Raw genomic sequence first — 13298 nt, 5'->3', positions numbered from 1 at the left:
CTTGCTACGACACATATATTAAACGTTATGCATAACAAATGACAAGTAGAGACAAAGAATATATTGAGACAAAAAACATTAGAAATGGTCTTTTAGAAAAGGACTCTAATTTTAGAGGGTTTTATGATGCTTTCTTTAATGAATTCAAAGTCAAACCGCTCAACATATACGTTGACATACTTAAACATAAAAATGAAGGTATGCTAACCGCTGGAAAAGTTCTCGGCACAGCACCTAGATTACATGTGATTTTGGATTCCCTCAAAGACTCTAGGCTAAGAGAAAAATACCCGTATCCTTCTCTGGAAGAAAAAGCATCTGAAATATTCATTGAACAATACCCTGAATACAACTCTTATGACAATATAATATTCACAATTTTTAGTTCTTTCAAAAGCGTTGCATGTGAAGAGGCTTTCCATGAAGTAAGTGAACTACAGATGGAAGAGTCAATTAGAAAGATGGTTGACAATTTATGGTGTGTCAAACTTTTTAACAGAACCATTATTATATTTTGCCATGACGAATCACAATTAGAATTAGCAAAACAAAAGGAGAGTGAAATAAGAGAACTGTACTTTCATTCAATTAAACCATATGATGAATTCAACTACTTAAAAAATAACAAATTTATTTACGTCAAATTCGATAGTAAATTAAATTTTGACAACAAGTATGGAAGTAGTTGGAGAAACTACTTTGATTAAAAAGTATAAAGCACACAACACTATGTATGATTTCATTTGGCAAATAGTTTGTCTGCGCTATCGCTACGCAAACGATTATCACCAATCAAAACATACACTTAACGTTGTAAGTAATACCCAAAACCGACATAACTAAATTGAAAAGCAATAATCATACACCAATAATAATAGGAAATTGTAAACCTTTCAGGATTATAGTAAGAGAAACTGATATATGGGACCCTTCACTTGAGCAAATCAATGGTAAAGACTATGATTATGTCAAATTAAATAGAATGTCAACGTTTATAGATATTGGTATTGCACCTCTATCACTTGGTATTGGATTTGACGGAAGTTTAGTATTACCAGCCACTAAAGAGTTTTCAAACAAAGAAGATTCTTTGGCGAAATTTAATCAAACATTAGGAATATTATTACTTGGAGGAATCTATTCTGAATCTGTACAGCCTGATAATATTTCATTTGGCACTCTGTTTTTTGATGGTTATATAAAAATTCACGGAGGAAGTTCTGGTCTTGTTGCTGGTTTTCATAAATCAATAAGAAATAAACTTGTTGGAACAATGGATGCGATTAAACTATTAGAACCTAATTCAATAACTATTACTGAATTACAGGATAGTTATAAAAAAGGGGAACTGATTTTTGAGAAAATAAAAAATCTTTCGCCAAATATGCTACTTGATGGGACATCTCATTATGTTAGAAATCAATGGTCTGAAAGTCTTATATTTTTATGGACTTCCATTGAGCAGTTGGTCAATCAAATATGGAAATCCCAAGTGATTGATAAGGAAATTAAGGGAATAGTTGAAGGAAGAAAAGACTTCTTAAAAGATTTTAGAAGTTGGACAACATCTACACGAATAGAGGTATTGTTTCAAAAAGGGTATATTCCATTAGAAGTTTATAGACTTTTAAACTTCGCTCGTAAAACCAGAAATGATTTTATTCATAATGGAAAACAACTAAATAAAGAAAAGGTTGACAACGCTCTAATCGGATTGTTTAATCTGATTTCATTGATTATAAGTGACTATAAGTCTATAAATGAATTAAATGAAACTTTAGAATCAATACAGAAAAATCAGAGAGGAGAACTATTTCCTAAAAAGACAGTTTTAGACAACGGAGAAGTTACTCATTGGTTAGAAGTTCCTGCTATTCCAGGAGATAGTCATTGGGGAGATAAAGAATATGAAATAATAGATGAATTAGTCTTAAAACCATTGAAAGAAGGGTGAATAAGTACTACTTACAACATTGGTAACCGTTGCACAAGCCCTTAAAAAAGATAAGATCGGTATAAAATCTAGAGCCTAAACGCTGGTTTTTTAATATGATATACTAATAGCTACTGTAGTACAAATTGCTCTAAACGCTTTATTTCAGGCCTTAGAAGGCATTCTGATCGAAAAATATGGAGTAAAAACACTCCCACTTCATATATTGGGTTTTTCTTGATAAATTTTAAGGACTTCGTCAAATTATATGCTATAACGGATAGATGCATAGACGTATTGGCCTGTTTTAGCCCTATAGTATTGATTATGCCTAAGCCCACAAATTATGTGAATGTCCCAAATGGGTTAAACTGTGCTTTGTCGTTTGCCTTTCATGTTGTGACTCCAAAGTTCACGTACGGTTTGATGAAGGGGGCACTGATAGTTCTAGAATATTTATATCTTTAACAGATACAAATAGGAGTAGAACTATCAGGCTCTACTCTACTGCTTAATAAATAAAATTGACTATGCTCACAAATGATCCAACATATATTAAAGCAAAAAAGGTAAAAGAAGGAATAGAAAAACTAACTCCTGAATATTCCCACTTGAATGATTTTCTAATTAAGGAATATTCTGCACATCTTTTAAATGCCGATATATATTATGAGCCAATAGTTAAAAGCTTTGGGCCACGACTTAGGTTGATAATTGATAAAGAAATCGATGAAACTAAACTACCAATTTATTATTTAGACAGACAGATAATAGGAGAGAGATTTATTAAAATCTATAATAAGTTAAATCCAGAAACTCCGAAAAATTTTTCAGCTAAAGAATTAAATGTAGATTATATAATATACGATAAAATGTTATTTGAGGAGACTCAATTAACTGTCCTTGATCGCGAAATACTTAGCTCATTAAAAGAACCAACTATTCAGAGATTAATTAGTCTTGGATCGGAGTATATTTTTTTATTTGAAAACACTGAAATAATGCAGCAGAAGAAGGCTGAACTATATGATCAAACAATATTAAAAACACTCATCCAGTTGATCAAGAAAAAAGGTTATAAAGGAAAATACACCTCTAAGATTCATATAACATTTGACATAGTTGAATCTTTCAATAAACCAGGAAGTGTATATAATTATTTAAGATAAAACTATGCACAACAACTAAGCATTCATCCAGTCGGTACGACCGAGCATGAACGCCGTGTTGACTAAACCGGGTCGATACAAGTGAGTATAGGGATTGCTATGTGTTTCTATAGATTTCAATCATATCTCATGCTGTCATCCTGTCTCTTGTTCTCACTTCAATAAAATTTTACCTTTTGGCTAGTGGCTATTAACTAGTGCCTAACAAAATTCGCTTATCTTAATTAAATTCTGTAGCTTAGTCACTGTTAAAACCAAATCCCCACCCCGTTTCATAACCTAAGGATAGTGAATCGTAAAAGAACTATATAGTTACCAAAAGTGACTATTTAAAATTGATGGCAACAATTTAGAAAAAACTAAAAATGATAACAGGAAAAACATTAATAGGTTTAGGTTTAAAACCCTCAAAATACTTCGAGGAAATAATTGAATTTGCCAATAAAAACAATTTGGAAGGTCAATCAATATTGAATTATGCTAATTCTATAATGCCTGAAATTATAAACCCATATGAAAATTCATTGTCATATTATAAGAATATAAGAGCTGAATCAGAAGATGAAGTATCTAATGTTCAGCAAGTTTTCGAGACAATGGAAGAGTTGATGAAAACACCTACAATTACAAAAGGTGCAGTAATGCCAGATGCTTGTCCAACTGGAGAAAATGGACAAATTCCAGTTGGTGGAATTGTTGCGACAAAAAACGCAATTCACCCTGCAATGCACAGTGCGGATATTTGCTGCTCTGTAATGATGACAAACTTTGGTATGATAGACCCAAAGAAAGCATTAGATATTGCTCATTCAGTAACACATTTTGGAGGTGGTGGTCGTACAGACCATTTTGAATTAGAAAAGGAATTATTAGAACGAATTTTAAACAATAAATACCTTAACAGCGAAAGAAGTATAAATTTCGCAAAAACTCATTTGGGAACTCAAGGAGATGGAAATCATTTCCTATTTATGGGTAGGTCAAAAAATACTGGTGAGACAATTATGGTGACTCACCACGGAAGTCGTGGTTTTGGAGCAAACTTGTATTCAACTGGAATGAAATTGGCTGAATATTTTAGAAAAGAAATATCTCCAAAGACCTTAGCCAAAAATGCTTGGATTCCTTACGATACTGATGAAGGAAAAACGTATTGGGAAGCTCTTCAGATAATTAGAGATTGGACTAAATTAAACCATACAGTAATTCATAATGCGACATATCAAGGGTTAAATATTGAACCTGTAAATAGATTTTGGAACGAACATAATTTTGTGTTTAAGGAAGATGATTTATTTTATCACGCAAAAGGAGCAACACCATTGGATAATAAATTTGTGCCTGATTCGCAAGATGGATTAAGACTAATTCCATTGAATATGAGTGAACCTGTCTTAATTGTAAAAGGAGAAACAACTGAAAGTAATTTAGGTTTTGCACCTCACGGAGCTGGCAGAAATATTAGTAGAACGCAACACAAGAGAAACCAAGTAGGTAAAACGAAAGAACAAATTTTTGCAGAAGAAACTGATGGTTTAGATATTCGTTTTTTCTCCAACCATATTGACATTTCAGAATTGCCAAGTGCTTATAAAAATGCACAAAATGTACAAGATCAAATGAAAGAATTTGGTTTGGGGGAAGTTGTAGATGAAATTTTGCCTTATGGTTGCATAATGGCTGGAGATTGGGGCATTGATGCTCCTTGGAAAGTTAAGGCAAGACAGAAACGAGAACAAAGGGAGAAGGAAAAGAAAAACACCACAAAACACCGGTAACCATTACACAAGCTCTAAAAAAAATAAAATCGGTATAAAATCTAGAGTCTAAACGCTGGTTTTTTAATATGATATATTAATAGCTACTGCAATACAAATTGCTCTAAACACTTTATTTCAGGGCTTAGAAGGCATTCTGATCGAAAAATATGGATTAAATACAATCCCCCGCTTTACGTACTGGGTTTTTCTTGATGAATTTTAAATGCTTCTTTAAATTATGGGAGATAGCGGATAGATGTATACACTTATTGGCCTGTTTTAGACCTATAGTAATGTTTTTCAATAAGCCCATAAATTGTGTGAGTGTCCCAAAGACCGGCTCAACTGTGCTTTGTCGTTTGCCTTTCATGTTGTGACTCCAAAGTTCACGTACGGTTTGATGAAGGGGACACTGATAGTTCTAGAATATTTATATCTTTAACAGATAGACATAGGAGTAGAGCTATCAGGCTCTACTCTACTGCACAATTTGAGAATGAACCTACGAAAACTATTCGGAATTAAACCAAAAGAGAAAAAACCATATGAGTTTGCTGACGTATTGCATTTGTGGGAAGATGACCATTTAATGATTGAATTACTACCAAAAGACAATTTAGAATTCATCAAAAAGGAGTCAAATAGAATCAACGAATTTGGAAAAGAACATTTTGACGGTTACGGATTTACAGACATTACCGAAATTGGTGAAATACCGATAAAGACTATTGACAAAAAAATTGACTTTAAATCTGTTGCGGAAATTTTTGAGAAGAATGGAATGGAAAGAATTAAAGAAGTTGTTCATCAGAATGTTGGACATTTGACTGGAGAAAAAGTTCCGTTTGGTTTTGGCTCAAAAAAGTTTGCTCTTTTACTAGACGAAGACAATGGAAAACTAAAATATATTTGGACGACAGGAAGAATAGAAAACGAAGAACTGGAAAATAAATTTAAAAATGGACTTTCTGAATTTGTAAAGACTTATGACTTTCTTGCTATAGACTGGTACAAATCCGAATCTTTTGATTTGCATTCTGAGAACGGAATTGAAGAATTTATAAAAAACAGTTGCTAACAACTAACCATTCATCCAGTCGATCGGACCAGCTATAAATACGGTGTTAACTCAACCGGGTCAATACTTGTTACTATTTGGATTGCGATATGTTTCTATAGATCTAAGTCAAGCCTCATGCTATTCTGTTTTCTGTCTCCCTTCAATAAAATTTTTCCTTCTGGCTAATGGCTAATATCTAGTGCCATTTTACTAGCATTGGCTTTATTTAAATAAAAAATGTAGTTTAGTCACTGTTAAAACCAAATCCCCACCTCACTTGGTAACCTAAGGATAGTGAATCGTAAATGCGAAGTATAGTTACCTTTGGAAATTATATAACATTGTTGGCAACAATTAAAACAAACATTACAAATGAAAAAAGTATTACCAATTATTATCACCTTTTTAATTTTTTATAACTCATATTCTCAATGTGGACAATATATTGAAAACAAGATAAGTGCACTGTCTGATGTTAGATTTTGGGATGAAAATAATGGATTTGTAATAGGAGGTTCTTCTTTACTGACCACCAATAATGGTGGGATTTCTTGGGAAACATATGAACTACCTCATTACCAAGCTTTTTATTATAATCCATTAAATGATGTTGAATTAATTGATTCTAACAAAGCTTTTGTTTTTGGCGCAGATGGAATTATTCTTTTCACTGAAAACAAGGGAATAGATTGGGAAAGAAGAATAGGAATTAATGGTCTTGAAAATTTTACAGGAGTCAATTTTATTAATGATGATTTGGGATATCTAGTTGGTATAAATGATTATTTAGTTAATGATACAGCTTTTTTGTACAAAACAATTGATGGTGGAGAAACTTGGATTGAAGTAACATCAAACATTTCAACACTTGATTTTGGTGGTTTTAGTCCAAATGATGTATTGTTCCTAGATGAAAACATAGGTTATGTTTGGGGAAGTAATGACTTTTACAAAACTATTGACGGAGGAGAAACATGGACAATTGAGAATAATCCCTCAAACTCATATATACAAAAATTACAATTTATTGATTCTCAAACAGGATATTTAAGTGGAGGAGATTTCATTTACAAAACTGTTGATGGTGGAAATTCTTGGACACAAACAAATTATTATGTTGAATGGACTACTGGAGCATTTACAGTAAATAATGATTTCTTATATTATTCAAGTTATGTAGTAAATGGAATTAAAAAAGTTGATATAGGAAATGGAATTGAAGAAAGTGCAAATATCAACCAAGATGGCTATTTAACTGATATATATATCACAACAAACAATGTTGGTTTTGCTATAGGAAAGAAAGAACAAGGTTCACCAAATATGGGAAGGTTTATATATAAAACTATAGATGGAGGAGCAAATTGGATTCAACTTGACAGTGGTTCACCGAGAGAAGGAAATTCTAATAGTGCTGGATATTTCAAAAAAATTAATGAAAATGAATATATCTATTCAGTTGTAAGTGGAGGTAACTACACTCATTCTTCAATCTTAATCTCTGAAGATAAAGGTTCTAGCTGGAAAAAAGTCTATGAGACAGATGGTGTTGTCGGCTTTACTTTGTATGCAGAAGGTGATTATATTAGTCATTGGAGATATTCCAATCCAAGTAATTATGGTGAAGGATATATTATATCTGAATCTTTTGACAAAGGAGCAACATGGGTAGATGGTCCAATTTTAAATATTACTGATTTGCCAGCTGACACAAACTATTCAGTAAGTAAACTTACCCAAGTATCAGTAAACGATTTATATGTTTTTGGGTTTGGAAACATACATCATTCAACTGATAAAGGCTTAACTTGGAGTTTAATTCCAACACCTAGTGATGTGACAACTAGACAATATCAGTTCATAGATGAAGATAACTTTATATTATATGGTAGTTCTACAAATTCAGAACCTATAGTTTATAAAACAAACGACGGAGGAACAACTTGGGACTTTGTTGCACAGATTTCAGGCTATTCTCACAATCTTCAATATGATAGATTTGATTATAGTAATCCAAATAAAATATATTTCTACCCTAGATATCCAGGAGGTAAAATTTTTATATATGATATTCCCAACCAAAACCTTATTGAAAGTAACATTTCATATTATATCAATAAAATAAAAGCAATTGATGATGATTCATTTATGATACTTGATAATAGTGGAAATCTATATATTTCTCATGACAATGGATTAACATGGTCTCAGCGATTTTGGGCTGATTATAATAGCTCTTATCCAAATATTTACGTTGAAAATGAAGATAATATTTTCTTATGGGACTATAATTTTATTCAAAATCTAAAAACATATATACCTTCTGAACCTGAACTCATATTTGGTAATGATAATACTTTAATTAATACAGAAGAAGAATATATAATACCTGTTGATTTATTTTCAACAACTGAATGGGTACTAGATAGTGGAGGAACGTTAATAGTAGATAATAATACGAGCTATTATAAAGTTAAAGTTTTATGGGAAACAGAGGGGTTACATACATTGAAAGCAAAAAAAATAAATGACTGTGGCGAATCTACATATACGGAAATTAATGTTGTTGTAAACACGGAATTAAGTATTGAGGATTTCTATGAGGAACAAATTGCAGTTTACCCAAATCCGTTTGATGAAAACATTAATATCTCTGTACCTGAAAGATTTGAAAACAAAAAATTATTAATATCGATAACAAATATTTTAGGTCAAACAGTATATTCAAAACAAGAATATTACTCATCTCAAATAATCAAATTGAATAATATTCCTAATTCCATAAATCCAGGTATTTATTTTATAAAAGTTGAATCAGATAATTCTTCTATAACAAAAAAAATAATTAGGAAATAAAATAACTGTTGCCAACACCGGTAACCGTTGCATAAGCCCTTAAAAATGATAAGATCGGTATAAAATCTTGGATCTAAGCGCTGGTTCTTTAAAACGATATACTAATAACTACTGCAATACAAATTGCTCTAAACGCTTTATTTCAGGCCTTAGAAGGCATTCTGATCGAAAAATATGGATCAAAACACTCCCGCTTTACTTATTGAGTCTTTCTTAATGAATTTTAAGTACTTCTTTAAATTATATTCGATAGCGGATAGATGCATTACTTTATTAGCCTGTTTTAGACCTATAGTATTGACTTTTAATAAGCCCATAAATTGTGTGAGTGTTACAAATGGATTAAACTGTGCTTTGACGGTTGCGATTATAGTGGGTAAGTAATCTAAAAACGGCTCCTTTCCCTAGACAGGGAAAGGTGGCCAAGCAACGCGCGGTCGGAAAGGGTGTATTTTGAATACTAAATGTAAAATAAAAAATCTTAAATTTTAAAGTTTCAAATAATCGTGTAGTAATGAATCAGGAATCAGGAACCATAACTTGAATTTAATAAGTCAGTATTCTGTGTCTCCCTCATATTGACTTCTGCCACTTGGCTAACATTAGCTTATCTTAATTAAAATCTGTAGCTTAGTCACTGTTAAAACCCGCTACCAACTCCACTTTGTATACTTAGGGTAGTGAATCGTAAATGCGAAGTATAGTTACCTTTGGAAATTATATAGCATTGTTAGGCTACAAGTTGACCAAATATGAAAATAGAGATTTTACCGCACGAAGGATTTAAATTGAACTCTGATATTTTCCGTTGGAATGATGATAGAAAATCGGTCAGACAAAAACTAAAGAATCAACACAAAGAAGATGATAAAGTGATTGAAATGTCTGAATTCTTCGATGGTGATACAAGTCACGATATTGACCAAAAAAGGGATGTTTATCAAGACATAAGTGGAACGAAAAATTATTTCTTTTTGAGTTATGACAAAGACAATACCCTTAGTGAATTAGAAGTTCATTGGGGACTTAAAGTTTGGATTGATAATATTGAATTGGTGTTTGAAAAGGATATTAATATTTATTTAAATCAGCTGAACTCAAAAGGATATGACTTTAAAGAAATTGAGCAAGGAAATTATTTATTTGAAAAACTAAAAATAACAATTTCCGATTCTGAATCGAGTGGTGGTGATGGAAATGGATTATCTTACCTTTATTCAGGACAGAGTATTGAGCATTTGATTGAGAATTAAAAACTAGTTATTACTACGATTTATAAAACATAGCTAATAAATGCTACATCCTATGTTTAGCGTATATTTACTGAGTTCGCCAAATCTTTTTGATTTGGCTTTATAAAGAAAAACATGTTGCTATTGACCATATAGGAAATGGGATTTGGAACGTCTTTTTTAGAAATATATTTTTAGGTTTCATTGATGAGAGACATCTTAGAAATAAACAAAAAATAACAAGGTTAGAAACTAATTTAGTGTAAATGTCCCGTAACAAACATTAAAAAAAATGAACGAACTAAATAAAATATTGAAAGAATTAATTGGGTTGACAGAAAGTGACTGGGAAAAATTTTCTAAACATCTAAAAAAGCAAGAGTTTAAAGCGAAAACCGTATTAATTAAAGAAGAAAATATGGCAGAGTCCTTGTACTTTATTGAATCTGGACTATTAAGAACATATAAAAGTTTAGACGAAAAAGATATTACTACTTACTTCGCTTGTGACAATCAATTTATAACGGTTTTCAACAGTTTTATCAATCAAACAACTTCTTCAGAAATTTTAGAAGTTATTGAAGATAGCATCGTTTATGAAATATCATCTCATAGTTTGGATCAGTTATATAAAGAATCTTCAAAGTTTGAAAAATTCGGTAGAATTTTAGCCGAAAAAAATCATCTTTGTGCTTTAGAAAGAACTTTAACAATGCAGACAAAATCAGCAAAAAAAAAGTATCTAGATTTTTTAGAAAATTACGACAAAAAAATAATAAGTAGAGTTCCTCAACATCAAATCGCCAGTTTTCTTGGCATAGCTTCCGAATCGCTAAGTCGAGTTAGGAAAGAGATTTCCATTTCCTAACAAATGTCAAGATGTAAATATTAAAGGCTGTTGTTTCTTTGTGTTTTGTAAATCGTAAAAAAAGAAACACAATGAAAATATCAAGGAAAATAAAGGGATCAATTATCATAATACTCTCAATATTTTCAGTATGTAGTATTAGTGTTCTATATAACTCTTGGTCATTTAGTGCAGTAGCTTGGTCGCCATCGTTATTACCAAAGCAGGAAGGAGTACTTGCAGAAAATGAATTATTAAGCACAAGCGAGCGGATAGATTTAGATGGTTGGTTTGGCCCAGAGGACATTGCAGTAGATAATCAAGGAAATTTGTATTGTGGAGTTCACATTTCTAAAACAGACTTCACAGATGGTAGAGTTTTAAAAATCGATGTATCAGGAAAAGTTTCTGTATTTGCGAATTCAGAATCTTGGGTTACGGGATTACATTTTGATTATAATCAGAATCTTATTGCTTGCGACTTAGAAAGAGGTTTGATAAGTATTGACCAAAATGGTAAAATAAAAACTTTGGCAAGTGAAGATGAGAACGGCAACAAGTTCTTAATACCTAATGATGTAGATATAGCTAAAGATGGGATGATATACTTTACAAATACATCATCAAAACTGACCTTTAGCAATAAAAATATTTGGAAATTATTAATGGAAGCTAAACCAGATGGTGGGCTTTATAGTTACGACCCAAAAACCGAACGAGTAAAAACTCTTATAGATGGAACTTATTTTGGAAACGGAGTTGCAGTATCTCAAAATGATGACTTCGTTTTAATGGTTGATTTAGCAAGATATAGAATAATTAGATATTGGCTCAAAGGTGATAAAAAAGGAACTAAAGATGTTTTTTTAGATAATTTACCAGGCTTTCCAAACGGAATTTCTAGAAGATTAGATGGTAGTTTTTGGCTTGGGTTTTCTACTAAAAGAGATAATTCATTAGATGAAATACATCCAAAACCTGTAATTAAAAAAATCGTTTACGGTCTTCCATCTTTTTTACAACCAGAAGGAGTGCCTTATGGAATGTTAATGCATTTGAGTTGCAATGGAGAGATTTTAAAAACATATTACGATACAACTGGAGAGTTTGTGGCAGAAGCAACCTCTGTTGAAGAGCACAATGGATATCTTTTCCTTGGTGGAGATGTTTCTGGTCATATTTCGAAATACAAATTAGATAAATAACAGTGGCTAACAACTAACCATTCATGTGGTCGGTACGACCGAGCATGAAGGCCGTATTAACTAAACCGGGTCGATATTTATTAGTATGTCGATTGCTGAGTATTTCTATAGAGCTCAGTTAAGCCTCATGCTATCCTATTTCCTGTCTTCCTTCAATAAAATTTTACCTTCTGGCTAGTGGCTATTAACTAGTGCTTAACAAAATTCGCTTATCTTAATTAAAATCTGTAGTTTAGTCACTGTTAAAACCCGCTACCAACTCCACTTTGTATACTTAGGGTAGTGAATCGTAAATGCGAAGTATAGTTACCTTTGGAAATTATATAACATTGTTAGGCTACATTTAAAAATAAAAACAATTTAAATTTAATGAAAGCAAAAATTATTATCTTATTACTGGTTTCCTTTATAGGTTTTAGTCAAAATGAAAATAAATTAGATCAACTGGGATTGACGGGAAGTGTTAAAATGCTAAAAATGCGTTGTTTTAAGGCACTCATGGAAAACGATAAAATTGTAAAAGTAGAACCTTTAATAGTCCCAAGAGAAGATCATTTAGATATTGATATTACCTTTAATATATCCGGGAATCAAATAGATGAATATGTTTACACATCTAAGGGTGGGTTTTATTCTAAAAGTTCCACGCATTATGATAGGTATAATAACAAAATAGAGCATATTAATTACAATAGTGATCTTTCTATTCAATATAAGAGAACCTACAAATATGAAAAATCAAGAGAAATAGAAAATTCTTTTTATAAAAATGGAAATAAATTGGTCGCAAAAGGAATAATTCAATACGATCAATCAGGAAACAAAGTTTCTGAAATTAGCTATAACTCAAAAAATGTAGTTATTGATATAATGAACTATATATACGATGATAACAAAAATCTTATCGAAGAAATAAATCTTGATGCTAATAATAACCCATCTTATCGAAAGACATTTGAGTATGATTTAAAAAACAATCTAATCGAGCATACTGGCTACTTCAAGGACAGCACAATACAATACATAAATAAATCTAAATTCGACAATAAGAACAACGAAATTGAATTTAAAAAATACTCAGCGGATGGAAATTTATCTTATGGAGATACTTATAGTTATAATGATAAAAATCTAAAAGTAAAAAAAGAAGAAATAAATTTGTAGGCTTCCCTAAAAATAGGACAGTTAATAATTCGAATTTACTAACTTTAAATTCAAACTGTCACCATGAAAAAC

The 13298-nt window shown here is 31.4% G+C and carries 11 protein-coding genes; 10 read left to right on the top strand and 1 reads right to left on the bottom strand.

The window, feature by feature from the left end:
• The first annotated feature begins 38 nt into the window (after nucleotides 1-38).
• The 4 genes from ACJRPK_RS13400 to ACJRPK_RS13385 all read left to right on the top strand — a co-directional run bounded on the left by ACJRPK_RS13400 (nucleotide 39) and on the right by ACJRPK_RS13385 (nucleotide 4880).
• Nucleotides 39-707 (top strand): hypothetical protein, encoded by a 669-nt coding sequence (locus tag ACJRPK_RS13400; RefSeq protein ID WP_407140656.1) that lies wholly within the window; start codon nucleotides 39-41, stop codon nucleotides 705-707.
• 137 nt (nucleotides 708-844) lie between these two features.
• On the top strand, nucleotides 845-1954 hold the full coding sequence (locus tag ACJRPK_RS13395; RefSeq protein WP_407140654.1) for a hypothetical protein: 1110 nt from the start codon (nucleotides 845-847) through the stop codon (nucleotides 1952-1954).
• Between the two features lie 509 nt (nucleotides 1955-2463).
• Nucleotides 2464-3102, top strand: coding sequence for a hypothetical protein (locus ACJRPK_RS13390; RefSeq protein WP_407140652.1), 639 nt, complete (start codon nucleotides 2464-2466; stop codon nucleotides 3100-3102).
• Between the two features lie 365 nt (nucleotides 3103-3467).
• Nucleotides 3468-4880, top strand: a complete 1413-nt coding sequence (locus ACJRPK_RS13385; protein ID WP_407140650.1) for an RtcB family protein — start codon at nucleotides 3468-3470, stop codon at nucleotides 4878-4880.
• A 154-nt stretch (nucleotides 4881-5034) separates the two neighbouring features.
• Here ACJRPK_RS13385 and ACJRPK_RS13380 read toward each other — a convergent pair whose 3' ends face one another.
• Nucleotides 5035-5232, bottom strand: a complete 198-nt coding sequence (locus tag ACJRPK_RS13380; RefSeq protein ID WP_407140648.1) for a transposase — start codon at nucleotides 5230-5232, stop codon at nucleotides 5035-5037.
• A 126-nt stretch (nucleotides 5233-5358) separates the two neighbouring features.
• Between ACJRPK_RS13380 and ACJRPK_RS13375 the strand changes: the two genes are divergently transcribed.
• From ACJRPK_RS13375 to ACJRPK_RS13350, 6 genes are all read left to right on the top strand, one after another.
• Nucleotides 5359-5940: a hypothetical protein gene (locus ACJRPK_RS13375; RefSeq protein ID WP_407140646.1), complete on the top strand. Its 582-nt coding sequence runs from the start codon at nucleotides 5359-5361 to the stop codon at nucleotides 5938-5940.
• Between the two features lie 354 nt (nucleotides 5941-6294).
• The gene (locus ACJRPK_RS13370; protein ID WP_407140644.1) at nucleotides 6295-8778 is read left to right on the top strand and encodes a YCF48-related protein; all 2484 of its coding nucleotides are present in this window, start codon (nucleotides 6295-6297) and stop codon (nucleotides 8776-8778) included.
• 752 nt (nucleotides 8779-9530) lie between these two features.
• Nucleotides 9531-10031 carry a hypothetical protein gene (locus ACJRPK_RS13365; RefSeq protein ID WP_407140642.1) on the top strand — a complete coding sequence of 167 codons (501 nt, stop codon included), beginning with the start codon at nucleotides 9531-9533 and terminating at the stop codon, nucleotides 10029-10031.
• 271 nt (nucleotides 10032-10302) lie between these two features.
• Nucleotides 10303-10878, top strand: a complete 576-nt coding sequence (locus ACJRPK_RS13360; RefSeq protein WP_407140640.1) for a Crp/Fnr family transcriptional regulator — start codon at nucleotides 10303-10305, stop codon at nucleotides 10876-10878.
• Between the two features lie 71 nt (nucleotides 10879-10949).
• On the top strand, nucleotides 10950-12062 hold the full coding sequence (locus ACJRPK_RS13355; protein WP_407140638.1) for an SMP-30/gluconolactonase/LRE family protein: 1113 nt from the start codon (nucleotides 10950-10952) through the stop codon (nucleotides 12060-12062).
• A gap of 369 nt (nucleotides 12063-12431) precedes the next feature.
• Nucleotides 12432-13226, top strand: a complete 795-nt coding sequence (locus tag ACJRPK_RS13350) for a hypothetical protein (protein ID WP_407140637.1) — start codon at nucleotides 12432-12434, stop codon at nucleotides 13224-13226.
• Nucleotides 13227-13298: the final 72 nt, after the last annotated feature.

It is taken from the genome of Aquimarina sp. 2-A2, assembly GCF_045505135.1.
Lineage (GTDB): Bacteria > Bacteroidota > Bacteroidia > Flavobacteriales > Flavobacteriaceae > Aquimarina > Aquimarina intermedia.
Note: the sequence above shows the minus strand (reverse complement) of the source record. Positions and strands in the feature narration are given on the sequence as shown.